Annotated in this window: 22 protein-coding genes; 8 read left to right on the forward strand and 14 right to left on the reverse strand. The window is 67.2% G+C overall.

Features of this window, described 5'->3' with window-relative positions:
* Positions 1 to 31 precede the first annotated feature (31 nt).
* The 3 genes from C5O27_RS05445 to C5O27_RS05455 all read right to left on the reverse strand — a co-directional run bounded on the left by C5O27_RS05445 (position 32) and on the right by C5O27_RS05455 (position 2,847).
* Positions 32 to 814 (reverse strand): class I SAM-dependent methyltransferase, encoded by a 783-nt coding sequence (locus tag C5O27_RS05445; protein WP_127962113.1) that lies wholly within the window; start codon positions 812 to 814, stop codon positions 32 to 34.
* A 115-nt stretch (positions 815 to 929) separates the two neighbouring features.
* Positions 930 to 1,712 carry a sulfite exporter TauE/SafE family protein gene (locus C5O27_RS05450; RefSeq protein WP_127962114.1) on the reverse strand — a complete coding sequence of 261 codons (783 nt, stop codon included), beginning with the start codon at positions 1,710 to 1,712 and terminating at the stop codon, positions 930 to 932.
* 175 nt (positions 1,713 to 1,887) lie between these two features.
* Positions 1,888 to 2,847: a DUF808 domain-containing protein gene (locus C5O27_RS05455; RefSeq protein WP_208651436.1), complete on the reverse strand. Its 960-nt coding sequence runs from the start codon at positions 2,845 to 2,847 to the stop codon at positions 1,888 to 1,890.
* A 300-nt stretch (positions 2,848 to 3,147) separates the two neighbouring features.
* Here C5O27_RS05455 and ribB point away from each other — a divergent pair, with 300 nt between their 5' ends.
* Positions 3,148 to 4,437, forward strand: coding sequence for a 3,4-dihydroxy-2-butanone-4-phosphate synthase (gene ribB, locus C5O27_RS05460; protein WP_127962116.1), 1,290 nt, complete (start codon positions 3,148 to 3,150; stop codon positions 4,435 to 4,437).
* Here ribB and C5O27_RS05465 read toward each other — a convergent pair.
* From C5O27_RS05465 to C5O27_RS05475, 3 genes are read right to left on the reverse strand one after another with little or no spacing between them, the layout of a single operon-like run.
* Complete coding sequence (locus C5O27_RS05465; RefSeq protein WP_127962117.1) at positions 4,434 to 5,180, reverse strand: GntR family transcriptional regulator; 747 nt, start codon at positions 5,178 to 5,180, stop codon at positions 4,434 to 4,436. The two genes, ribB and C5O27_RS05465, sit on opposite strands and share 4 nt — an antisense overlap.
* A gap of 16 nt (positions 5,181 to 5,196) precedes the next feature.
* Positions 5,197 to 5,973 (reverse strand): 3-oxoacyl-ACP reductase FabG, encoded by a 777-nt coding sequence (fabG, locus tag C5O27_RS05470; RefSeq protein WP_075863768.1) that lies wholly within the window; start codon positions 5,971 to 5,973, stop codon positions 5,197 to 5,199.
* Positions 5,974 to 6,021: 48 nt separating this feature from the next.
* Entirely contained in the window at positions 6,022 to 7,041 is a 1,020-nt protein-coding gene (locus C5O27_RS05475; RefSeq protein ID WP_127962118.1) for a phosphotransferase enzyme family protein, read from the reverse strand.
* Between the two features lie 279 nt (positions 7,042 to 7,320).
* Between C5O27_RS05475 and C5O27_RS05480 the strand changes: the two genes are divergently transcribed.
* Positions 7,321 to 8,643 (forward strand): aspartate aminotransferase family protein, encoded by a 1,323-nt coding sequence (locus C5O27_RS05480; RefSeq protein WP_127962119.1) that lies wholly within the window; start codon positions 7,321 to 7,323, stop codon positions 8,641 to 8,643.
* Between the two features lie 27 nt (positions 8,644 to 8,670).
* Here the strand turns inward: C5O27_RS05480 and C5O27_RS05485 are convergent, their stop codons facing one another.
* The 3 genes from C5O27_RS05485 to C5O27_RS05495 form a co-directional block, all read right to left on the reverse strand.
* Positions 8,671 to 9,456, reverse strand: a complete 786-nt coding sequence (locus C5O27_RS05485; RefSeq protein WP_127962120.1) for an SHOCT domain-containing protein — start codon at positions 9,454 to 9,456, stop codon at positions 8,671 to 8,673.
* 85 nt (positions 9,457 to 9,541) lie between these two features.
* Positions 9,542 to 10,048, reverse strand: a complete 507-nt coding sequence (locus tag C5O27_RS05490; RefSeq protein WP_127962121.1) for a flavin reductase family protein — start codon at positions 10,046 to 10,048, stop codon at positions 9,542 to 9,544.
* Positions 10,045 to 10,200: a hypothetical protein gene (locus C5O27_RS05495; RefSeq protein WP_244216596.1), complete on the reverse strand. Its 156-nt coding sequence runs from the start codon at positions 10,198 to 10,200 to the stop codon at positions 10,045 to 10,047. Before C5O27_RS05495 ends, C5O27_RS05490 begins: the two co-directional genes overlap by 4 nt.
* Positions 10,201 to 10,501: 301 nt before the next feature.
* On the opposite strand from C5O27_RS05495, the gene C5O27_RS05500 reads away from it, so the two are divergent.
* The 5 genes from C5O27_RS05500 to C5O27_RS05520 all read left to right on the forward strand — a co-directional run bounded on the left by C5O27_RS05500 (position 10,502) and on the right by C5O27_RS05520 (position 15,781).
* On the forward strand, positions 10,502 to 11,041 hold the full coding sequence (locus tag C5O27_RS05500; RefSeq protein ID WP_425269598.1) for an ABC transporter permease: 540 nt from the start codon (positions 10,502 to 10,504) through the stop codon (positions 11,039 to 11,041).
* Between the two features lie 59 nt (positions 11,042 to 11,100).
* On the forward strand, positions 11,101 to 12,720 hold the full coding sequence (locus tag C5O27_RS05505) for an ABC transporter substrate-binding protein (RefSeq protein ID WP_127962122.1): 1,620 nt from the start codon (positions 11,101 to 11,103) through the stop codon (positions 12,718 to 12,720).
* Positions 12,717 to 13,604: an ATP-binding cassette domain-containing protein gene (locus tag C5O27_RS05510; RefSeq protein WP_127962123.1), complete on the forward strand. Its 888-nt coding sequence runs from the start codon at positions 12,717 to 12,719 to the stop codon at positions 13,602 to 13,604. The genes C5O27_RS05505 and C5O27_RS05510 overlap by 4 nt, the downstream gene beginning before the upstream one ends.
* The gene (locus C5O27_RS05515; RefSeq protein ID WP_006359610.1) at positions 13,601 to 14,374 is read left to right on the forward strand and encodes an ABC transporter ATP-binding protein; all 774 of its coding nucleotides are present in this window, start codon (positions 13,601 to 13,603) and stop codon (positions 14,372 to 14,374) included. Before C5O27_RS05510 ends, C5O27_RS05515 begins: the two co-directional genes overlap by 4 nt.
* Before the next feature lie 72 nt (positions 14,375 to 14,446).
* The gene (locus C5O27_RS05520) at positions 14,447 to 15,781 is read left to right on the forward strand and encodes an NtaA/DmoA family FMN-dependent monooxygenase (RefSeq protein ID WP_127962124.1); all 1,335 of its coding nucleotides are present in this window, start codon (positions 14,447 to 14,449) and stop codon (positions 15,779 to 15,781) included.
* A 56-nt stretch (positions 15,782 to 15,837) separates the two neighbouring features.
* Here C5O27_RS05520 and C5O27_RS05525 read toward each other — a convergent pair whose 3' ends face one another.
* Both C5O27_RS05525 and C5O27_RS05530 read right to left on the reverse strand, forming a co-directional pair.
* Positions 15,838 to 16,689 (reverse strand): oxygenase MpaB family protein, encoded by an 852-nt coding sequence (locus tag C5O27_RS05525; protein ID WP_127962125.1) that lies wholly within the window; start codon positions 16,687 to 16,689, stop codon positions 15,838 to 15,840.
* Complete coding sequence (locus tag C5O27_RS05530) at positions 16,686 to 17,672, reverse strand: esterase/lipase family protein (RefSeq protein WP_127962126.1); 987 nt, start codon at positions 17,670 to 17,672, stop codon at positions 16,686 to 16,688. The genes C5O27_RS05525 and C5O27_RS05530 overlap by 4 nt, the downstream gene beginning before the upstream one ends.
* Positions 17,673 to 17,963: 291 nt before the next feature.
* Between C5O27_RS05530 and C5O27_RS05535 the strand changes: the two genes are divergently transcribed.
* On the forward strand, positions 17,964 to 19,610 hold the full coding sequence (locus C5O27_RS05535; protein ID WP_127962127.1) for an acyl-CoA synthetase: 1,647 nt from the start codon (positions 17,964 to 17,966) through the stop codon (positions 19,608 to 19,610).
* 17 nt (positions 19,611 to 19,627) lie between these two features.
* On the opposite strand, the gene C5O27_RS05540 is transcribed toward C5O27_RS05535, so the two are convergent.
* From C5O27_RS05540 to C5O27_RS05550, 3 genes are all read right to left on the reverse strand, one after another.
* Entirely contained in the window at positions 19,628 to 20,923 is a 1,296-nt protein-coding gene (locus tag C5O27_RS05540; RefSeq protein WP_127962128.1) for a competence/damage-inducible protein A, read from the reverse strand.
* A gap of 127 nt (positions 20,924 to 21,050) precedes the next feature.
* Complete coding sequence (locus tag C5O27_RS05545; RefSeq protein WP_127962129.1) at positions 21,051 to 22,583, reverse strand: catalase; 1,533 nt, start codon at positions 22,581 to 22,583, stop codon at positions 21,051 to 21,053.
* A gap of 94 nt (positions 22,584 to 22,677) precedes the next feature.
* Complete coding sequence (locus C5O27_RS05550; RefSeq protein WP_006359617.1) at positions 22,678 to 23,868, reverse strand: CaiB/BaiF CoA transferase family protein; 1,191 nt, start codon at positions 23,866 to 23,868, stop codon at positions 22,678 to 22,680.
* Between the last annotated feature and the right edge of the window lie 86 nt (positions 23,869 to 23,954).

The raw sequence follows: 23,954 nt of genomic DNA on the forward strand, positions 1-23,954 counted from the left end.
ACAGGTGGCCCGCCCGTCTTCTGCCTTCTCCTCAGTGGCCGGCTCGTTTGGTCAGCGAGGCACGCAACTGGCTGAACCGGAAAAGCGCGGGTTCGCCGACCGTCGACTGGTATCTCTCGATCACCTCGGCGACGAACCGGCCGGTCTCCGAGTCGGGGAGCCGGTTCGTCCAGTCCGGGGAGCCGACGGTGAACCAGGCGTGGAAGTCCTCGACGGAATCGAACGTCCAGGACAGGTTCTTCACCGTCAGGTCGTCGACGGTGAAGCCGGCTGCGGTGGCGAGTTCACCGAAACGGGCGGGCTCCACATGTTCGTACGGCGCGTCGAATGCCTCGAAACTTCCGGCCCACTGCGGATCGGTCGCGACCTGCATGGCGACGTCCTCGATGCTCGGCCGGTCGGTCGCGCAGACCATCTGCAGCACCGCGCGCCCGCCGTCGACGAGGCATCGCGCAATCTGCCGCAACGCCTCTCCCTGGTCGTGCACCCAGTGCAGGGCGTTGAAGGAGACCGCGATGTAGAAGTCCTGGTCGAATGGCAAGGCCAGCACGTCGTCGACGTGGAACTGAACACGCAGCGTGTCGAATGGCACCCGCGCCAGGGCACGGTCGATCATCCGGTGGGAGGCGTCGACGCCGACCACCGATCCCTCGGGCAATCGCTCTGCCAGCAGCATCGTGATGAACCCGTCCCCGCAGCCGACGTCGAGCAGACGTTCGTTCCCGATGAGCGCGAGACCGGAGATCGACTCCTCGGCGACCATGCGTTGGAGCCCACTCACCTCCGCGTACCGTGCACCATCCCAGTCGACCATCGCTTCTCCCGCCGTCGGAGCATCGGCCTCCATCGTCCACGGCGGCCGTCGGGTGTGGGCGGGTTCGCGCGAAACCGGCAGTGCGACCCCCATCTTCGGGACAGGCCGCTCTGACTCACGCCAGCAGCCGCCACAGCCCGATCAGACCGACGACGACGATCACCCCGCGAAGCGCGCGGGGTGAGAGTCGTCGACCGTATCGCGCTCCGACAACACCGCCGAGCAGGGAACCCACCGCGATGACCCCGGCCGCGGACCAGTCGATCCGGTCGAAGGCGACCAGCGTGTAGGTGACCGCCGCAACGACGTTCACCACCAGGGAGAGCAGGTTCTTGGCGGCGTTCATCCGCTGCAGGTGGTCGGGGACGACGACGCCGAGGATCGCCATCAGCAAGATGCCCTGGGCGGCGGTGAAGTAGCCGCCGTAGATGCCGACCGCGAATGTGCCCGCCACCATTGCGGCGATGCGCAGAGGGGTCAGGTGGGGGCGGCCCGCCCCGGTGGGGGAGATCGATCGATGGCCGACCCACTTCTGGATGCGCGGTTGCGCGACCACGAGGACCAGCGCGGCGATCAGGAGCACCGGCACGATCGTCTCGAACACCGTCTCCGGCAGGTGCAACAGCAGCCAGCAGCCGACGATCGCACCGACGAACGACGCGGGTATCTGCCACCGCAGCTGCGGCCACTGCCCCTCGAGTTCACGCCGATAGCCCCACGTCCCGGAGACGCCGCCGGCGACGAGGCCGATCGCGTTGGACATGGTCGCGGTGACCGGTGGGACCCCGAATGCGACGAGCGTCGGGAAGGTGATCAGGGTGCCGCTACCGACGATCGCGTTGATCGCGCCCGCACCCACACCGGCCAGCAGGACGGCGAACAGTTCCCATGTGCTCACAGGTTCCGAGGGTGCCCGGTGGCCCGGGTGGAGAGGTCACCGGGGTGGACCCTGCCGGAGATCCGCCCCTCAGAACGGCCCCCGGGATACACCCGGCAGAGGGCCGCCGCTGACACAGTGTCGGCGGCCCCGCTGCTGAGGGCGGAACTCGGGGGTGCTTTCCAGCTGGGACCGGTCAGTGAGCCGGGGCGGCCGTGTCCTTCTTCTTCCGCTTGGGGATGACATGGAGAATCGCGACGACGATCGCTCCCACGATCAGGCCGACGACTGCGGACAGGACGGTTCCGGCCGTCCAGGACAGCACGCCGCCGAAGCCGCCGTGCACCAGTTCGCCGAACCAGTGCTCGACGTGGTGCAACTGGTCGGCGGGCCAGTGGAAGCCGGCCTCACCCACGTTGACGATGAGAATGTGCCCGCCGACCCACAGCATCGCCGCGATGCCGACCACGGTGAGCGTCGACATGATCTTGGGCATCGCGGTGACCAGCCCGCGGCCGATCTTCTGACTGAACGTCGACTCCCGTTGTGCGAGCGCGAGCCCCACGTCGTCCATCTTCACGATGATCGCGACGACGCCGTAGACGAGTGCGGTGATCAGGAACGCGACGACGATCAGAACGCCCAGGCGAGTCCAGAACGGCTCGTCCTCGACCGAGGACAGCGAGATCACCATGATCTCGGCCGAGAGGATGAGATCGGTGCGGATCGCGCCGCTGACCATGTGCTTCTCGAACTCGGGATCGCCCCTCCGGGAGCCCGACTCCTCCTCGTGATGGCCTCCGGCGATCGCCTCGTAGACCTTCTCCGCGCCCTCGTAGCAGAGGAACAAACCACCGGCGATCAACAGGTACGGCAGCGCCTGGGGGAGGAACTGACTGAGGATCATCGCGACGGGCAGGATGACCAGGAGTTTGTTGCGGATCGATCCGATCGCGATCTTGCGGACGATCGGAAGCTCGCGGTCCGGGGTGAACCCGTCGACGTAGCGCGGGGTCACCGCGGTGTCGTCGACGACGACACCCGCAGCTTTCACGCTCGCTTTGCCGGCCGCAGCGCCGATGTCGTCGAGTGACGCGGCGGCGGCACGGGTGAGTGTCGCTATGTCGTCGAGCAAGGCGACGAGACCACTGGCCACGGGGACCTCCCGGTTCGGTGAGCTACATGCTCGATGAGCTTCGGTCATCGAACAGTATGCCGAAGACGACGGCGAGGCCGGTCATCCGTTCGCCCGGATCGGCGTATTGCCCGAATCGGCGGCCTGTGAGTGGCGGAATTCGGCGTCGGGCGCGCGCTGACCTGCGGGGACGCGGGTGCCGACCGGCGAAATTCGCCAGCCACTCGCGGGTTTCCATACCGACACGGAGACGGTGTCGAATGGCGTGCAGGTCGTGGGGACACCACGACGACCATTCTTCGTCGACGTCGAGGAGAACTGATGAACGCCATCGAGAACGCCATCGATGCCCTGCGCGCGGGCCGCCCGGTTCTGGTGACCGACGCCGCCGACCGGGAGAACGAGGGCGACGTCATCCTGGCCGCCGACCGGGTGAGCACCGAGTGGACCGCCTGGACCGTGCGCAACACCTCCGGTCTGCTGTGCGCCCCGATGACAGGCGAGCGTGCGGACATGCTCGAACTGCCGTCGATGGTCACCAACAACGAAGATCCCAAGGCCACCGCCTACACGGTGACCGTCGACGCAGCGGAGGGAGTCAAGACGGGCATCTCGGCCGCCGATCGTGCGCTCACGCTGCGCATGTTGGCCGGGGCCGCATCCGGCCCCCGAGACTTCACCCGGCCCGGACACGTACTACCCCTTCGTGCCCGGCCGGGTGGGGTCCTCGAACGTCCCGGACACACCGAGGCCGCCGTCGACCTGTGCACGCTCGCCGACGTCGCCCCGGTCGGCGTGATCGCCGAACTCGTCGCCGCCGACGGTTCGATGATGCGCTACCCGCAGGTCGCCGCGATGGGTTCGCGCATGGGCCTTCCGGTGCTCACCATCGAGGAGCTGGTCAACTACCGCCGTATCCACGACGCGGACCGCTGGTCGGTGGCACCCCGGGTGCGTCGCGGGGCGGAGACGGTCCTGCCGACCCCGACCGGTGAACTCCGCGCGATCGGTTACCGCGACACCGAGACCGGCGCTGAACACATCGCCCTCGTGAGCGCCGGGATGTCCGGAGACCGCCTCGACCTGCGTGCCCCGCTGGTGCGGGTCCACTCCGAATGCCTGACCGGAGAGGCATTCTCGTCGCAGCGATGCGAATGTGGACCGCAACTCGACGCGGCGATCGAACGCATCAGCTACGACGGTGGGGTCGTGGTCTACCTGCGCGGGCACGAGGGCCGGGGAATCGGGCTGCTCAAGAAACTGGCCGCTTACCGGTTGCAGGACCAGGGACTCGACACCGTCGAGGCGAACCTCGAACTCGACGAACCGGTCGACGGACGTGAATACGGCGCCGCTGCAGCCATTCTCGCTGACCTCGGGATCGACCGGGCGCGCGTCATGACCAACAACCCCGACAAGGTCCGCGGACTCACCGACTCCGGGATCGAGGTCACCCAGCGTGTCCCGCTGATCGTGGGCGTGATGCCGGCCAACGTCCGCTACCTCGACGCCAAGCGCCGGCGACTCGGGCACTTGCTGGGCGGCACGTCCGGCGGCGGGTTCGACGCCAGTCAGACCGGCGACTTCTCGGTGGGGTCGCGCGCGAACTAGCTTCCCTTCACCTCGCGGGTCACCGTCGAGGTGGACACGAGTCGGACGCGATCCGCCCGGAAGAGGTCGAAGGAGTACTCGAACGGGATGCCCGCCCAGTCGCGGGACACCCGGGTGATGGCGAGAAGCGGACGGCGGACGCCGATGTCGAGCCAGTCGGCTTCGCGCCCGCTGGCGGCTCCGACCTCGATGGTCTCCGTGGTCTCGGCGGCGGCGAGTCCGTAGTGCGTGCGCAGTAGTTCGTAGAGCGATCCGTCCAGCGGGTGCGCCGACAGGCCGGGTGCCAGTTCGACGGGGAAGCAGGCCAGGTCCACCGACAGTGGTGCGCCGTCGGCGAGACGGATGCGCCGGATCGCGAACACCTCTGCACTCGAGGTGATCTCGAGGGCGCGCGCCTCGATCAGTGTCGCCGGCCGTCGTTCCACACCGACCACCCGCGTCGCACTGGCGTGTCCGGACTCCGCCAGCAGCTGTGGGAGACTCGATGATTCGGCGGCGTGTCGCTCGACGACATCGGCTCGGATGAATGTTCCTCCGCCGCGGCCGGTTCGGCGTTCCAGGACACCCGCCCGGCTGAGGGGGAGGAGTGCACTGCGCAGGGTCGATCTCGACACCGAGAACTCCTCGGCCATATCGCGCTCGGTGCCGAGCCGGGCGCCGGGCGTCAAGGTCCCCTGGGCGAGCATCGCCAGGATGCGCCGGCGGACATCCTCGGCGACCGGCCCGCCGCTGGTCTCACCCATCCAGGCGTCGCGTCCGTCAGGCCGGGATCGCGTCCGGTGACTCGGGCAGCACCTGGCCGCCGTCGACCGCGATCGCCTGCCCGGTGATGTAACCGGCCTCGCGGGTGGCGAGGAACGCGGCGAGGTGGCCGATGTCCTCGGGGGTTCCCAGGGCTTTCATCGGGATGGCGCGGGTCATGCCCGCGATGTAGTCCTCACCCATCTCGACGAGCCCCTCGGTCAGGACGTTTCCGGGCATGATCGCGTTGACGGTGATCCCCTGGCCGGCGAGTTCGATTGCGGCCGTGCGCATGAAGCCCAGCTGGGCGGCCTTCGACGCGCCGTAGTGCGACCAGTTGGGGAAGCCGGTGATCGGGCCGGTGATCGACGAGGTGATGATGACCCGGCCGCTACCCGATTCGGCGAGTGCGGACAGGCAGGCCTGCACGGTGAACACCGTGCCCTTCACGTTCACGTCGAGAACCTGGCTCAGGTCCCCGTCGGTCATCGTCGCGAGCGACGCCTCGGGGAAGATGCCGGCGTTCGCGCAGACGACGTCGATCGACCCGACGGTCTCCAGCACGGTCCGGGCCATCTCGTCGCACGACGACCGGTCGCTGACGTCGGTGATGACCCCGACGACCTTGCCGTCTCCCAGACCGTCGAGTTCGGCTACCGCTGAATCGATCTCGGCGGCCGACCGTGCCGCGATCGCGACGTCGGCACCGGCCCGCGCGAACACCCGGGCGATGCCGCGTCCGATTCCCTTGGTGCCGCCGGTGACGATCACCGATCGGCCGGCCTGGCTGAACATGGTCATGGTGCTCCTCTGATGTGCGTGGTGGGGCGGTGACCGGAGGTGTCAGGCCGCGGATGTCCGGGTGGCGACCCGTCGCAACCACGACGGGTCGTCGAGGTACTTGCGGGCGAGAGCTGCGGTGCCGGAGACGAAGCCGTCGGCGATGCCCAGAGCCGCGTCGGCGTCGGCGTGGGACGCCACCCACGCGGTCAGGTGGATGCGGCGGAGCAGCACGAAGGTCGGGATCATCGCGAGATGAGCGTCCGGCAGCGGTCGGACCGCGGTGTACCCGCGGAGCCAGTCGTCGATGAGGTCCTCGGTCCCGGGCTCGTGTTCGACCCACGAGACGGCGGACCCGAGATCGGCGAGGTGCCAGGACCATCCGCAGTCGTCGAAGTCGATGACGGTGATCGCCGGGAGGTCCGCTTGCGGATCGACCATCAGGTTGGCCAGCCGCAGGTCGGCGTGGACGAGTCCGAACCGATCGGGCCCGCTGCCGAACTGGGTGAGCCGTTCGGTGATGACCCGGACGGCACGGTCGATGTCCGCGCGGTCTTCGGGGGACAGCCCGGGCGCCACTCGCCACTGCCCCCACCGCGCGTCCGGACCGAGGATGGTCTCGACGTCCCAGGTGAACCGGACGAAGTCCGCGGGCGCCGGCCACCTGGAGGCGTGCTCGTGCAGGTGCGCGGTGATCGCGCCGATCGTCGCGAAATCGACGACGCCAGGCGATTCTTCGGCGGTGCACCCCGGCACCACCGTGACGGCGTCCACCAGAAGGGTCCGGCCGTCCACGGTCACATCGACGACCTCGGCGCCGTCGGCGGCGGGGACCGGTGTGGGGGTGGACACGGGGCTCTCCGCCCCCAGGGCGGTCATCCACCTCAGTTCGGAGCGGATCGCCTCGATGGAGTGATACCCGGGACGGTGCACGCGCAGAACGAGTCGACGGGCGGGATCTTCGGCGAGGTAGGTGGCGTTCTCCGACAGACTCAGCAAGCGGAGCGTCGCGGACGGGGCGAAGCCATAGTGGCGCAACGCCTTCTCCGCGAAGGCGTGATGGTCTGCGGGTAGTCCGGGCACCGGAACAGTGTCACCCGGAATCCGAACGAGAGCAGACCAAAAGGCGATGTTTAACGTGGCCGTAGCGATCGCGGGTCGGCGGAAACGCGGTGGAAACAACCGGGCGTCGACGGCTCATGGATATGTTGCCCACCAACGCAATACGGCGTAGAAGTGAGGATGACGCCGAGCCGGTCCCGACCCACTGTGGCTGGGCGTACCCGGATGTGGTCCCCATCGAGCAGACCAGAACGTTCGACGGATCGATCCCGATCACCACTACTCCAAGAAAGACCCCACGTGAGCTTCTCCAACATCATGGATTCCAACAGCTACACCGGTGATTCGGTGGGGCGGCACGGGGACGGACTCATCGAGGCCCGTGAACGGATGCTCGGGCCGGCGTACCGGTTGTTCTACCGCAAGCCCGTTCACCTCGTGCGCGGCGAGGGGAGTCACCTCTTCGACGCCGACGGGGACCGCTACCTCGACGCCTACAACAACGTGGCGAGCGTCGGACACTGTCATCCGCACGTCGTCGACGCCGTGATGCGGCAGATGACCTCGATCAACACCCACACCCGCTATCTCCACGACGGGATCGTCGACTACTCCGACCGCCTGCTGGACACGCTCGGACCGGGCATCGACCAGGTGATGTACGCGTGCACCGGCTCCGAGGCCAACGACCTGGCGCTGCGGGTCGCGTCGATGCACACCGGGACGACCGGGGTCGTCGTCACCACCGAGGCATACCACGGCAATACCCAGGCGGTGACGGCGATCTCGCCGTCGAACGGAGGGCCGGCGGTGCTCGGTCCCCACGTCCGCACGGTGCCGCCACCCGACCGGCGTGGGACCGGTTCGGCGGCAGAGGTGTTCGCCGATCACGTGCGCCGAGCCGCCGACGATCTACAGGCCGCGGGCTTCGGGCTCAGTTGTCTCATCGTCGACACGATCTTCTCGTCGGACGGCATCTTCGCCGCGCCCGACGTCCTCGCTCCCGCGGTCGCGGCCGTGCGTGAACACGGTGCGGTGTTCATCGCCGACGAGGTGCAGCCCGGCTTCGGCCGAACCGGTGAGGCCATGTGGGGGTTCGACCGGCACGGAGTGCGGCCCGACATCGTCACGATGGGCAAACCCATGGGCAACGGCCTGCCGGTGTCGGCGATGGCCGTTCGGTCCGAGGTCCTCGAGCGATTCGCGTTGACACAGCCCTACTTCAACACTTTCGGGGGCAACCCGGTGTCGATGGCGGCGGCGGCCGCGGTGCTGGACGTCATCGAGAGCGAGGACCTGCCTGCTCACGCGCTCCGGATCGGCGGCCGCCTCCGGGGGGAGATCGCCGGCGTCGCGGCCGAACACGTCGGCGTCGACGACATCCGGGGCACCGGCCTGTACATCGGGGTGGAGATCGTGACCGACGACGGTGCTCCCGACCGGCGGCGCGCCCGCGCGATCGTCGAGGCCATGCGGGACGCCCACGTCCTCATCTCGGTTTGTGGCGAGCACGGCAACGTTCTCAAGATCCGCCCGCCGCTCGTCTTCTCCGACCCGGACGTGGACTGGTTCTGCACGGCACTGGAATCCGCACTGACCACGACACTCACGACCGTGGGCTGATCGGACGGCGCCGGTCAGGTCCTCGGGTCAGAGACGGCTGAGCAGTTCTGCCTTCTTCGACGAGAATTCCTCGTCGGTCAGGATCCCGCGCTGGTGGAGGTCGGCCAGCGACTCGATCGCCGCGACGATGGCGGACGAATTCTGTGCAGGTGCCGCCGGTTCCGGAGTGGCGGCGGGCACCGGCGGCTGCGCGGGTGCGTCCGACGAGGGTGCAGGTGCCGCCACCGGGGTCCCGGCGTCCCGTTGCGGTCCGAGCTCGACGAGGCTCGACACGTCGAAGGTGCCGTACTGGCTGGAGAAGCTCACCGAGCCGTATCCGGAGCCCTGCTGTTGCTGGACGCCCCCGATCCGGTGATCCGCAGTGTCGAAGATCCGCGTGACCCCGGCGACCTGGATGACCAGGCGACGTGTTGCCGGGAACACGGCGTACCGGACGTCGTTCTGGCCCCCGGTGGAGCTGGGCGCACCGAGGTCCGCCGGCCACCAGGACCCCGCGGTGACGAAACCGGCGCCCGGCTGCTGCCCCGGCGCGGCCGGGAAGATCGACGTGGTCGTCAGGACGTCGGCGAGTTCGTTGCACAGCGAATCGACCCGGGACTTGAGGGAGTTGTCGAACATGTCGCCGACCATCGTCATGCCGCCGCGCATCCACTGACCGGAGCCGCCGAGTTCGGGGATGTTGAACTGGGCCATGGTGCCACCGCCGGCGTTCACCGCCAGAAGCATCGCCAGAACGGCGTCGCGAGACAGGCCGTACCGGCCGGCGATCTCGATGATGGCGTTCTCTGCTTCAGGTGTCACACGGCTGGTCATCGTGATGTCCTTCGTCGAGGAATGCCCCAACAGGGTACACACGGATCGCCGACGTCCGACGCCACGAATCGACGAGCGGGTCGACTCAGGCGCTGAGCCGCGCGAATGCCGAGCGGTGGAAGACGATCGGTTGTTTCGAGTGATCGTTGGCCAGCCCGGTCACCCGCAGCACGACGATCTCGTGGTCGCCGGCCGTGTGCGAACTCTCGATGGCGCACTCGAAGTGCACCGGGGCATCGTCGAGGAGCATTGCCCCGCTGGACAACACGGTTGTCTCGACACCGGCAAAACGCTGGATCTTGTCCTTGGCGGACAGCTGGCGGATCACGTCGGTGTGGCTCTCGCCCAGCACCGAGACGCCGAGACTGGGCAGCTCGCGCAGGATCGGCCAGGTGGTCGAGCTCTGCTGCACGGCGAACATCACCAGGGGTGGTTCCTGGGAGACGCCGACGGCGAAGGAGGAGGCGACGATGACGGCCGGTTCGGCACCGGACATTCCGGCGAGCGCGACGACGCCGGTCGGGAAGGCGCCGAACGCCTTTCGCAGTTCGGTGCTGTCCAGGTCGGTGGTGGGGGTGACGGACGTGGTCATCGGTCACCGGCCGGGACCGTTGCCTTCGTCGAGGCGAGCACGACCGAACCCCAGCGGTCGATCCAGGGCTGGAATGCCTCGGTGTCGTCGTAGAGCTTGTCGACGACGTAGAGACCGGCGGCCGGGACGGTCGCGCCCAGCTCGACGAGCACCGGCTTGAGAAGCAGGTCGGGCGCCAGACGTCCGGGCTTCGTGACTACGCGGCTCTCATCCCGTTCGCCCTCTTGCTACTCCTCGCGGTCTTCGGGCCGATGCTGGCACCGCAGGCGGCGACCGAAGTGGTCGGCACCCCCTCGACCGCGCCGTCGGGCGCCCACTGGTTCGGCACCGACTCCAACGGATTCGACGTGCTGTCCCCGACTCTCACCGCCTTCCGGTTGGACATCGCCATCGCGATCGAAGTGACCCTGCTCGCGACCGTTCGTCGGCATCGCCATCGGATCGATCGCCGGCATGTACGGCTCGAAGGGCGGACCGCTCGGTGTGATCGCGGCGACACTCGGCCGCACGATCGATCTCGTCCAGGCGCTGCCCGTCATGATCGGCGGGCTGGTCATCGTCTCCTTCTTCGGCCGCAACTCGGTGGTCATCGCGCTGGCGCTCGCGTTGGTGCTCATGCCCTTCCAGGGCAGGTTGCTGCGCACCGAGGTGCTGCGCACCCGAAACGACGGTTTCGTGACCGCGGCGCGGATGAGCGGCGAATCCGAGTTCCGCATTCTCACCCGCCACGTCATCCCGAACTCGTGTGCTCCCGTCCTCGAGAACGCCTCGGCGATCTTCGGAATGGGGATCATCTTCTGCGCCGGCCTGGGATTTCTCGGCGTCGGCATCCCGCTCCCGACCGCGGAGTGGGGCAACATGCTCGCCGACGGAGCGGCGGACGCAGCGGTCGGACGCTGGTGGCCCGCCCTGTTCCCGGTCCTCGCACTCGCCTACTCCGTGTGGGCGGCCTCCCGAGTCACCACCTTCATCTCCCGTCGCCGACGTTTCTGACCGCACGACGTGTAACAGCTGCTCTCTCAACCCTTCCCAGAACGGAGTCCCCGATAACCATGAAACGACTGTCCACCCTGGTGAGCGGAACCGCGCTCGCCCTCGCCGCCGCACTGACACTCAGCGCGTGTGGTGGCGGGTCGTCGAACAACTCCGCCGAGGGCGGCGTGGTCATCGTGACCGCGGCCCAGCCCCCGAGCTTCAGCTACGAGACCAGCGCAACCGGCTACGAGGCCGCGGAGTTCTTCCTGAACACCGGTGCCACCCTCATCCGCAACCCGTACGTCGCCGGTTCCGACGGCCTCTCGGCGCACCAGGAGCTCTTCAAGTTCGAGCCTGTCCTGGCCAAGAGCTATGAGGTCAGTCCCGACGGCAAGACCTACACCTTCCACCTCAACACCGAGGCGAAGAGTGCCGCGGGCAACGCCCTCGACGCCGACGACGTGATCTTCTCGTTCAAGCGCAAATTCGACGTCGACACCAGCATCGTGTCGTTCGTCAGCGCTCCGGTGATCACCTCGACCGATCAGGTGAAGAAGGTCGACGACGCCACCGTCACCATCTCCATCGCCGATCCGTCGCACGGCTTCACGCTGCTGTCGCTGCTGGCGAACACCCCGTACGCCATCTACGACTCCGAGGTGCTCACCGCGAACGCCACCCCGGACGACCCGTACGGCGTCGAGTACTCGAAGACCAACGCGGACTTCGGCTTCGGTGCGTACAAGTTGACCAGCTACACCCCCGGCCAGCAGATGGTCTACGAGGCCAACCCCGGATACGCCCTCGGTGAGCCCGGGGTGAAGCGTGTCGTCCAGCGCGTCGTCGCCGACGCCGGCCAGCGCTCCAACCTCGTGAAGAGCGGTGACGCATCGGTCGCCACCCAGCTGCGTCCGGCCGACCAGGTCGCCCTGCGCGACGCGAACGCCGCCCAGATCTTCACGGTGCCCAGCAACGCCTACGTCTACGTCCCGCTGACCACCACCAAGGCGCCCTTCGACAACGTCGAGGTCCGCCGCGCGTTCTCGTACGCGGTTCCCTACGACGCGATCATGAAGGACGTCTACAAGGGCCGCCTGGGTCCGATCTCGTCGATCCTCAACGACACGCTCCCGGACTACAACGGCAACGGCCTGAAGAGCAACACCACCGACCCGGCGAAGTCGTTGGAGATCCTGCGCAACGCGGGGATCACCACGCCGGTGAAGTTCGAGCTGACCGTCAACAACGCCGTACCCGATCTCAAGGAGTCGGCCGTCCAGATCCAGACCGCGGCCCGCGCAGCGGGATTCGAGGTCACCCTCAATGAGGTGAACTCGGCGGTCTTCCAGGAGGGACTGGCCAACAAGACGTTCCAGGCATCGATGGGTCGTGACTACGCGGTCGTGCAGTCCCCGCCGTACGTGCTGTCCCTCTTCTACACCCCGGGATCGCCGATCAACTGGCCGGACTTCGACTACGCACCGCTGAAGAACGCCATCGCGGCCGGCAACGCCTCCGGCGAGCCGCTGACCCCGGCCGCATGGGGTGAGTGGAACGAAGCCGAACGCATCCTGCAGGACCAGATGCCGACCGTCTACATCGGATACGTGCAGCCGCTCAACGCATTCGCCAACGGTGTCGAGGGCTACGTCTTCCGCACCGACAGCGTGGTCGACTACTCGGAGCTCAAGCCATGACCACGCTCACCGACCAGGTCTCGGTAGCCGGAGAGGACGTGACGGGCACCGCTGCCCCGGTCCTCGAGGTCACCGATCTGACGATCCGTTACGGCGGGGTGGAGAAGGTCCACCCGACCTCGTTCACGATCGGCCGGCGCGAGCGGGTCGCGATCGTCGGCGAGTCTGGCTCGGGGAAGTCGAGCATCGCCAACGCACTCGGCGGGTTCATCCCGCCGGGTGTTGGCGAGGTGTCGGCGGCGAGGATGTCGCTGTCGGGCCGTTCGTTGCTGGCGGAGAAGGCTCAGAGGATCCCGGCTCGGCGTGAGGGGATCTCGATGATCTTCCAGGACGCGATGAGCTCTCTCGATCCGATCTGGTCGGTGGGCAGTCAGCTCACGGCGGTCCTCCCGAAGAGCAGGTACGGCTCCCGCAAGGGCCGTGCCGCGGCCGCCGAGGCCCGTCTGGAGCAGGTCGGCATCGTCGAACCGCGCCGGGTGATGACGTCGGTACCGGGTCAGCTCTCCGGCGGCATGCGGCAGCGAGTGATGATGGCGATCGCGCTGGCGTCCGAGCCGGAACTGCTCATCGCCGACGAACCGACGAGTGCTCTCGACGCGTCCCTGGCGGTGTCGGTCATGGAACTCATGACCGGCCTCACCATCGAGAACGGGGCATCGCTGGTCTTCATCAGCCACGACATCGCACTCGCGCGTCGTTTCGCCGACAAGGTGCTCGTCATGCAGGCCGGCGGCGTCGTGGAGACCATCGCCGCCAGGGACCTGGACCACGCGACCCACCCGTACACCCGGGGATTGCTGGAATACATGCCCACGCTGAGTTCCGCTCAGTTGGAACGTCTTCCGACGCTGGACACGGTCATGAGAGAGGAGGCCGCAGCATGAGCACGATCATCGAGGTCGTCGACGTGCACAAGCAGTACGGGCGCAAGGTGACCGCCATCGGCGGGGTGACCACCAAGTTGGAGAGCGGCCGCGCCACCGGAATCGTCGGCGAAAGCGGTTCGGGAAAGTCCACTCTCGGCAAGATGATCGTCGGACTCACCGCACCGACCTCCGGGCAGGTCCTGGTCGACGGCCGCGACCTGTCCCGGCTGCTGGAACGTCGTCCCGGCCGTCTCGAGTACCGCCGCAAGGTGCAGCTCGTGGCCCAGGACACCACCACGACGTTCGATCCGCGGCGGATCATCCGCGAGGCGATCCGACGTCCGGCGCAGATCCTCGGCGGGCTCGACGAGAAGGCGGCCGACGCCGCCGTGGACGCCATCGTCGCCGAACTCGGCATCGCACCCGAACTCGTGGAGCGGTATCCGCACCAGCTTTCCGGCGGCCAGCGGCAACGTCTTTCGATCGCGCGGGCTCTCGTCGTCGGACCGGACATCCTGGTCTGCGACGAGGCGGTGAGTGCACTCGACGTGTCGGCACAGGCCGTGGTCCTCAATCTCCTCAAGGACTACGTGCAGACGCACTCGCTCGGGCTGGTCTTCATCTCGCACGGCCTGCCGGCCACCGCCTTCATCACCGACGACCTGCTCGTGATGAACCGCGGCAAGGTCGTCGAATCGGGCGAGACGATGTCGATCCTGCAGGCGCCGTCGAACGACTACACGCAGACGCTGGTCGGCGCATACCAGGCCATGGAAGCGGCGGCCTGACCCCACGACTCGCCGGCCATCCCGGTCGGTGGCAACACATCTCACAATCACTTCTCACGACAGGAGATCGCAATGTTCCACATGGGTTGGTTCCTCGGAGACGGCTTCGGCATTCACCCCTGGAGCCCGACGAACGGTGACGGTCCGTGGACCGGCACCAACCACCTGGACTGGATGAAGCCCGACATCCACGTCGACATGGCCAAGAGCCTCGAGCGTGCCGGCTTCGACTACATCCTCATCGAGGACACCTCGATGGTCGAGGACTCCTACAACAACTCCGCGGAGACTTCGCTGCGTCGTGGCTTCATGGCCCCCAAGAACGATCCGCTGCCGCTGGTCCCGCTGATGACGCAGGCCACCAAGCACATCGGCATCATCCCGACCGTCTCGACCATCCAGTACCCGCCGTTCCTCGCCGCACGCGCCTTCACCACCCTGGACCACCTGACCGAGGGTCGTGTGGGCATGAACGTGGTCACCAGCGTCACCGACCGGGTTGCCCAGAACTTCGGCTACGAACGACATCTCGAACACGACGAGCGCTACGAGATGGCGATGGAGTGGATCGACGTCGTCAAGGCGCTGCAGAACTCGTGGGAGGAGGGCGCCGTCATCGCCGATCCCTACGCCGGCGTCTATGCCGACCACACCAAGGTCAACCCGATCGAGTTCGTGGGCAAGTTCTTCAAGTGCCGCGGCCCGCTGAACACCATCCCGGGTCCGCAGCGTGAGGTGCCGGTGTGCTCGGCCGGTAGCTCGGAGCCGGGTCGTGTGCTCGCCGCCAACTACGACGACACCCAGATCGCCATCGTCAAGGACGCCGCAGACGCCAAGGCCTACCGCGAGGACATCCGTGCCCGCGCGGCCGCCGCCGGACGCAACCCCGACCACATCAAGGTCCTCTTCATCGCGACCCCGACGATCGCCGCCACCGCCACCGACGCCCAGGCCGCCTACGAAGCGGCGCAGGCGTTCCGCAAGACGGACAAGGCCATCGAGTACAACCTGTGGAACATGTCCTACACCTCGGGTGGTCGTATCGACTTCGGTGCCATCGATCCCGACACCAGGGTCGGCGACATCGATCTGTCCAAGCAGAACGGCGAGTACACCTCGATCGCCGGACTGTTCGGCGGCCGCGAGGACGAGACCCTGCGCGAGGTCGTCGCGAGCAGCTTCCAGGTCAAGGACATGGGACTCATCGGTTCACCGTCGACCATCGCGGACAAGATGGGCGAGATCATGGAAGAGGCAGGTGGAGACGGCTTCCTCTTCTATCTGCCCACCACGCGCATGAACATGGCGATGATCTCCGACGGCCTGGCACCGAAACTGCGCCGCCGCGGACTCATCCGTGAGGAGTACACCGGATCGACCCTCCGGGAGAACCTGCGCGCCTTCTGATCACCGAGACCACGGTGTCCCCGCACGTCTCGGCGTGCGGGGACACAGGCGATCGTCTAGCGGTACGCCGCGCGGGCGTGCGGCACCATGCGGATGGCCCTGGGCAACCGCGGGATGATCAGCCGCGACTGCAGCGAGATCAGGCGGAAGAGAAGGCGGCGTCCGGCACCCCAGTCGATGCCGAGCAGCTCGCGGAGCTCCGGTGTGAGCAGACCGGCGGTGACGGTGGCCAGGACGAGACCGGCCACGGGACGGACCGTCGTGTTCCAGACGATCGCGTGCCGCAGGACCGGGATGTGCGGCGGCGGTTTCGGCGACGTCACCACACCGAAGACGCGATCGGTCATGTCGGAACGCTCGAGTCGGGTGCGGGTCATCTCGTCGAACCAGGCGCAGAATGCCTCCCAGTTCTCCGGCATGTCCTGCTCGCGCACGCCGTACATGAGCCCGACCCGGCGCATCTCGAGGTAGAACTGCTCGACCTCGCCGGGCTTCCACCCTCGTCCGAGTTCCTTCTGCTGGGTGTAGATCCCGTGCACGAGGCTCGCGTGCACCCAGTGGAACGCTTCGGGATTCAGTGAGCTCCAGCGGGAGCCGTCGGGATTCCGGCCCTTGATGTCGCGGTGGCGTTCGCGCAGCCGGCGTGCCATGTCGAGCGCGTCGTCGCGGCCGTAGACGACGCCCATGATCATGTCGAGTGTGCGTTCGGCACGTCCGTACGGGTCGGTCTCGAAGACCGAGAACTCGCGCACGCCGGTCGCCACCACGGGGTGGGCGACGTCGATGAGGAGCCGACGGGGCGCACCCAGGACGAAGGTCAGGTCGCCGAAGACCGTCCAGGCCATCGAATCCGGTCCGAGGGGAGTGATCTCGGAGTTGTCGACGGACACCGCGGGGTCTGCTGTCATCTGCCTTCGCTCATTCCCGGATAGAACGGGTCGACCTGGAAACAGGGTACGCGCGTTGCCTCGGCGGGCGTCAACGCATTCTTCACGTGACGCCAGGTGCGCTCGCTGAAGTTGATCGACAGGTGCTCGGAGAGATCTACCGGACAGTCCTGCTGCAGAAGAATGTTCGTGACGTTGTCACCCTCGAGGAAGCCGTTGGTGAACGGGGTCGCGATCTCGTCGTACTTGGTGACGATCGTCGTGTAGTGGGGTCCCGGCTTGGTGTCACCGTTGCCGTAGACCTTGCGAACGAGGTCCGAATACTGTGCCTGCTGTGCGAAGGCGGGGAACAGTGCCTTGAAGATGTCGTAGCCGACGGGTCCGAACGGCGGGATGAAATACCGTACGTAGGTGAGCATGTCGCCCGTCGAACCGTGGTTACCGGGCGCGATGCCGATGACCTTGTCGACCTTCTTGTCGCCGCCGAGGAAGTCGATGTAGTAGTGCGGCAACAGGCCACCGCCCTGCGACCAACCGACCAGATCGACCTTCTTCGCCCCGGTGCTGAGCATGATCCGGTCGATGTTGCGCGAGACCTCGCGGGCTGACCGCTCGATGTCGGCGAGACCCTGGATGGGGAAGCTCGGCAGCGGCGTGATGTTGCCGTAGTTGAACGTGTAGACGCAGTACCCGCGGTTGGCGAGGTGCGGGGCGCCGGCACTGTAGGCCCACTGGGTGGTGGCGGTGGCGTTCAGCAGGATCACCGGGTTGGGGCGGTCCTCGGTCAGCTTGCACGACGGGTCGTTGGCGCCCGGCGGGGACCAGTTCGCGTCCAACGTCTGGTTGAGCACGTTGGGGATCGCGGACCGGAAGTCCCAGGACACGGGGTGTTTCTTCGACGGCGCGGCCTCGGCCGAACCCACCCCGGTCAGACCCAACGTCGCTGTCATCGTGCATGCCACCGCAGCGGTGACGATCGTCGTCAACTGTCGAAAACTGAACATGTTCCTCCACCCTCTATCTGAGGACAGATGTTGTCAGAGTTGTCGCGAAAGTGCAATCAATCAGTTACCTGCTTTCGGTGACCGTCGCCCCCGTCGCCGCCGGAAACCCGGTCGCGGCCCGGTATGCGTTGAGGCCGAGCCGGTTTCGGCGAAGCGGACATGGCCGAGCAGGTGGCGACCTACTCTGGCACCTGCATCGGCCATGGTGACGCCCGTGACCAACGTCGCGTCATCGTCGAGCCGACCCCGTGGGCGCGGACTAGCGGCTCCGGCCGCGAAAGGTGAGTGGACATGGTCTCGGTGACCGGCGCAGTCGGAACCGCCGTCGAACAGGTGCAGGACGCCGTCGGCGCATTCAAGGTGCTCAAGCGTTCGGGTCTGCTGGACCCCACGCGACCCAAAGAGCTCCTCACCACGGTCAAGCGCGCGAAGATCATCGGGCCCTGTGCGTCGGTGGTGGCGCATGGTGCGGACGAGTACCCGGAAGCGGGTGCGGTCGCCGACGAACGCGGTGAACTGACCTACGGTGAACTGAACGCGAACGCGAACGCGTTGGCCAACCATCTGCTCTCCTCCGGCGTCGAGCGAGGCTCGGTGATCGGCGTGATCGCGCGCGACCATCGAGGTCTGCTGACGACGATGAGCGCCGCGGGCAAGGCCGGTGTGCGGCTGGCCATGATGAACACGGGATTCGGAAAGACCCAGTTCGTCGAGGTCGCCGAACGCGAGAAGATCGTCGCGATGCTCTACGACGAGGAGTTCAGCGATCTCGCCGACGCCCTACCTCCCGAGACTCTCCGGATCGTGACCTGGGTCGATGGCGAGCGCCCGGTCCCCGAAGGGGTTCGCACCCTCGACGACATCGTCGCCGGCGGGGACACGTCAACACCCGCGGAACCGGATGAGTGGGCCGGACTCGTGATCCTGACGAGCGGCACGACGGGACTGCCCAAGGGGGCTCAGCGCTCCAAGTTGTCCCCGTTCTCGAGCGCCCTTCTGCTCGACCGAATCCCGTTCCCGCAACGCGGGACCATGGTGATCGTCTCGCCGATCTTCCACTCCACCGGCTTCGCGCTCTGGGGTGTGGGGGCGGCTCTGGGTAACAAGGCCGTCGTGATGCGACGGTTCGATCCGGAGAAGACGCTGGCCGCGCTGGCCGAACACAAAGCGGAGGTGCTGGTCGCGGTCCCGACCATGCTCCACCGCATGGTGGCTCTCGGACCCGACGTCATCAAGAAGTACGACACGTCCGCGCTGCGGATCATCGTGATCGCGGGATCGGCTCTGTCGCCGACGCTTTCAGAGGCCGTCCAGGACACGTTCGGCGACGTCCTCTACAACCTCTACGGGTCGACCGAGGTGGCGGTCGCCTCGGTGGCGCAACCCGAGGAACTGCGTCTCGCCCCGGGCACGGTCGGCCGGCCGCCGGTCACCAGCCGCCTCGCCCTGTTCGACGACGAAGGTCGACGGATCTCCGGAACCAACGTCCGTGGAAGGCTCTTCGTCCGCAACGGTGCTCCTTTCGAGGGGTACACCGACGGACGCAACAAGGAGGTCATCGACGGCTTCATGTCCACCGGCGACATGGCGCGGTTCGACGAACACGGCCTGCTGCACATCGACGGCCGCGACGACGACATGATCGTCTCCGGCGGGGAGAACGTCTATCCGCTCGAGGTGGAGAACCTGCTCGGCGAACACTCCGACATCGACGACGTCGCGGTGATCGGCGTGGACGACGATGAGTTCGGAAAGCGGCTGCGTGCCTTCATCGTCGCGGCTCCGCATGCCAACCCTTCGCCCGAGGACGTCAAGGCGCATGTGAAGGCGCATCTCGCCCGGTACAAGGTGCCGCGCGACGTGGTGTTCGTCGACGAGTTGCCGCGCAATCCCACGGGCAAGCTCGTCCGCCGGCAGTTGCCGACGGGGCCGCTGTAGGTCTCGATCAGCGGAGGTCAGCCGGCGGCCCGGTCTCGCTTCAGCTGTGCGACAACCAGATGCAGCGCGGCGGTGGTGGTGAGGGAGCGGACCCGTTCCCGGTCACCGGGGAAGCGCCGCGTGATCGTGTGGGTCGGGCGGCCCTTGATCGCGACGCCGAAGCAGACGGTGCCGACCGGCTTGGCCTCGGTGCCGCCGTCGGGACCGGCGATTCCGGTGGTCGACACCGCGACATCGGACTTGAGATGGCGGAGGGCTCCCTCGGCCATCGCCGCGGCGACCTCCTCGCTGACCGCGCCGCGTGAGGCGATGAGTTCGGCGGGAACGTCGATGAGATCGGACTTCGCGTCGTTGGAGTACGACACGACGCCGCCCGTGACGTAGGCGGAGGAGCCGGGACGGTCGGTGAGTCGAGCTGCGACGAGCCCGCCGGTGCAGGATTCCGCCGTGGCGATCAGCCGACCGTCGAGGGTCGCGATGAGCTGGTCCTCGATCGTCGATCCGTCGGTCGAGAAAATCTGTCTCCCATGGTGTTCGGTGAGAAAGTCCAACAGCTGTCCGTAGGTGGCGGTGTCGGCGGCGGCGAACCGGGTGACCATGTCGAGTTCCCCGCGTCGCAGGCAGGTGGTGATCTCGAGGGCAGCGAAGCCGGGAATGGTCTCCTCGGCACGGCGCAGGGTCTCGGCGAGCTCGGCCTCATGCAGACCGTAGGCCCGGATGGTCTCCTGCGTGAGGTCGTCGGCCCGGGACACCACGTCGGCGATGGCGGGTGAGGCGATCGCGGCCGGCCACATCGCCTGAAGTTCACCGGGCGGGCCGGGCAGGACGAGGATCGCCGGCAAGGGTTGCGTACCGGGGACTGCGGGAATGGCGACGCCCGGCGCCGTGCCGGTGGGCGGTATCGCCACGGCACCGGCGGGAACGCGGGCCTGCTTGCGGATACCGATGCGGGTCGGGCCGTCGTCGAGGTCGACGGTGTCGGGTCGCCAGCGTCGGATGATGCCGGCGATGTGCTCCTCGAGAGCCGGGTCGAGCTGCAGGTCGCGCCCGCAGAACTCGGCGACCGTCGCCACCGTGAGGTCGTCGGCCGTGGGACCGAGACCGCCACTGGTGACGATGAGATCGACCTGCTGGTCGGCGAGGAATCGCAGCTGCGCGGTGAGGTCGGCAGGGCGATCCCCGCAGATCGTGATGTGGGCGACGTCGACGCCGGTCGCGAGTAGTTGCTCGGACACCCACGGGCCGTTCTGGTCGGCGATCCGTCCGGTCAGTACCTCGGTTCCGGTCACCACGATTCCTGCGCGCACAGTCACGGGTTCGAGCCTAGTCGGGGACTCCTCCGGTGAGGGTGCCTGCTGGTTCGAACCGTACGAACTCAACTCGGCCGCCAGACTTCGATCGAAGTCTGGCGGCCGAGTTGAGATCTGGGAGTGAGGTTCTCTACGCCTTCTCGGCCTTCGCCTTCTCCTGCATCGACGACCGGGCCGGGTTGGCCTGGTCGTCCGCCTTCGGGTCGGACTCGTCCTTCTTCTCGGTCACGCCCGACTTGATGCGGGCACCGATGTCGGGATCGACGCGGTGCCAGTACTCGAACGCGCGCTGCAGAACGGGTTCGGAGACACCGTTGAGGAGATGACCGACGACGTTGTCGACGAACCGCTCTCGCGCGTCGTCGTCGAACACCTCGCGGACCAGCGTTCCCGCCTGGCCCCAGTCGTCGTCCTCGGGATGATCGACATAGGCGCTGCGCAGGATCTCCCCGTTGGCCGCCCACTGTGGTTCGCCCTGACCGGGATACAGCGCCGATGGGCCTCCCTTGGAATTGGGTGCGTAGACCGGGTCGGTGACGTTGTGGATACGCATCGCGCCGTCCTTGGAGTACGAGTGGACCTCGTTCTTGGGCGCGTTGACCGGGATCTGCTTGTAGTTGCCGCCGAGACGGTGCCGGTGGGCGTCGGCGTAGGAGAAGACGCGGCCCAACAACATCCGGTCGGGGCTGAAGCCGATGCCGGGCACGACGTTGTTCGGCTCGAAGGCGACCTGCTCGATCTGCGTGTGATGATCGACCGGGTTGGTGTGCAGCGTCATCTTGCCGACGTCGATCAGCGGGTAGTCGCCGTGCGGCCACACCTTGGTCAGGTCGAATGGGTTGAACCGGTAGCCCACCGCGTCGTCGAACGGCATGAGCTGGACCTTCAGCGTCCAGCTCGGATGGTTACCGGCGTCGATGTTCTCGAACAGGTCCCGGGTGTGGAAATCGGTGTCGGCAGCGGCCATCTGATCGGCCTCGTGCTGCGTCAGGTGCTCGACGCCCTGGTCGGACTTGAAATGGTATTTGACCCAGTGCTTCACGCCTTCGGCGTTGACCCACAGATACGTGTGCGAGCTGTAGCCGTTCATGTGACGCCACGTCTTCGGGATGCCGCGGTCGCCCATCAGCCAGGTGACCTGGTGGGCGGACTCGGGCGACAGCGTCCAGAAGTCCCACTGCATGTCGTGGTCGCGAAGGTTGTTGTCCTGCCGACGTTTCTGGGAGCGGATGAAGTGCTGGAACTTCATCGGGTCCTTGACGAAGAAGATCGGCGTGTTGTTGCCGACCATGTCGTAGATGCCCTCGGACGTGTAGAACTTCAGCGCGAAACCGCGTGGGTCACGCCAGGTGTCGGGGCTGCCGCGTTCGCCCGCCACCGTCGAGAACCGCGCCACCATCTCGGTCTTCACGCCGGGCTGGAACAGTGCGGCGCTGGTGTAGGCCGAGACGTCCTCGGTGGTTTCGAACGTCCCGAAAGCGCCACTGCCCTTGGCATGTGGCTGTCGTTCGGGAATTCGTTCGCGGTTGAACTGGGCCATCTGCTCGATCAGGTAGTGATCGTGCAGGACGATCGGTCCTCCGGCGCCCACGGTCAGAGAGTGTTCGTCACTCCCGGCCGGCGCGCCCGAATCCCGGGTTGTGTAGAGCGGATCGTCGGACATATCGCCTCCGAGAGGTCGTCGTATCCGTGCAAGAAAATGCGCGACCCGAGGGCTGCAGGTCCGCCCAGCCGATCCTACGCTGAGCCGATCGCCGTCACGGCCGCTCGCCCGCGACGATGCCGAACTCGCGGAGCACCGCGTCGGTGTGTTCGCCCAGGGCGGGTACCGGTCCCATCGCGAGCTCGACGTCGTCGAACGTCATCGGCGGCAGCACCGCCTTGATCGGTCCGACCTCGGTGTCGACGTCGCGCCAGCGGTCGCGTTCGCCGAGCTGCGGATGCTCGACCACGGCCTCGAGATCGCGGATCTCGGCGGCCGGCACACCTGCGTCGGCGAGGCGCCGGTCGAGCTCCTCGGTGGTGAACCGTTTGGTCTCCGCCGCGATGACGGCGTCGACCTCCGCCCGACGGGAGACGCGATCGATGTTGGTCTTGTACCGGGGGTCCTCGGCGAGATCCGGGCGATCGAGCACGACGCGGGTCAGCGTGTCCCACCCGCGGTCGTTCTGGACCCCGATCAGGATGGTGCCGTCCTGGGTGGGGTACTTGTCGTACGGCACGATCGCCGCGTGGCCGAGGCCGACGCGAGCGATCTGTTTGCCGCCGTAGAGCCGCATGTACATGGCGTGACCCATCCACTCGACCGTGGAGTCGAACATCGACACGGCCACCCGTGCGCCGATGCCGGTGGTGGCGCGGCGGAACAGCGCCGACAGCACCGAGGTGAGGGCGTACATCCCGGCGGCGATGTCGGAGGACGGGATGCCGGTCTTGGTCATGTCCTCGGGCGTCCCGGTCACGGAGATCAGGCCGGTCTCGGCCTGGACGAGCATGTCGTAGGCCTTGCGGTCGCGGAACGGGCCGGCGTCGCCGTAGCCGGACATGTCGACGACGATCAGTTCGGGATGGTCGGCGCGCAGGACGTCGGCGCCGAGTCCGAGGCGCGCCGCGGCGCCGGGAGCCAGGTTCTGCAGGAAGACGTCGGCTCCGGCGATCAGCGTCTTGATCGCGTCGCGGCCGGCTTCGCTCTTGAGGTCGAGTTCGACCGATTCCTTGCCGCGGTTCAGCCACACGAAATGCGAACCCGCGCCGCCGCGTACAGCCGAGTCGTACTGCCGGGCGAAGTCCCCCTCACCCACGCGCTCGACCTTGATGACCCGTGCACCCAGGTCGGCGAGGTGCCGGGTGGCGAGGGGAGCGGCGACGGCCTGCTCGAGGGCGACGACGGTGATCCCCTCCAGCGGCAGCAGGGCTGAGTCCGAGGAGGGCGACTGGTCCGAATTCACCGGCCAAGGATCACCTGCACTTGTCGGGTTCGTCAACGCGATCGGGATCAACCCGACCATCTGTGAATCCCGCGTCACGATCGGCG

The sequence above is a fragment of the Gordonia alkanivorans genome (assembly GCF_004011905.1).
GTDB lineage: Bacteria > Actinomycetota > Actinomycetes > Mycobacteriales > Mycobacteriaceae > Gordonia > Gordonia alkanivorans.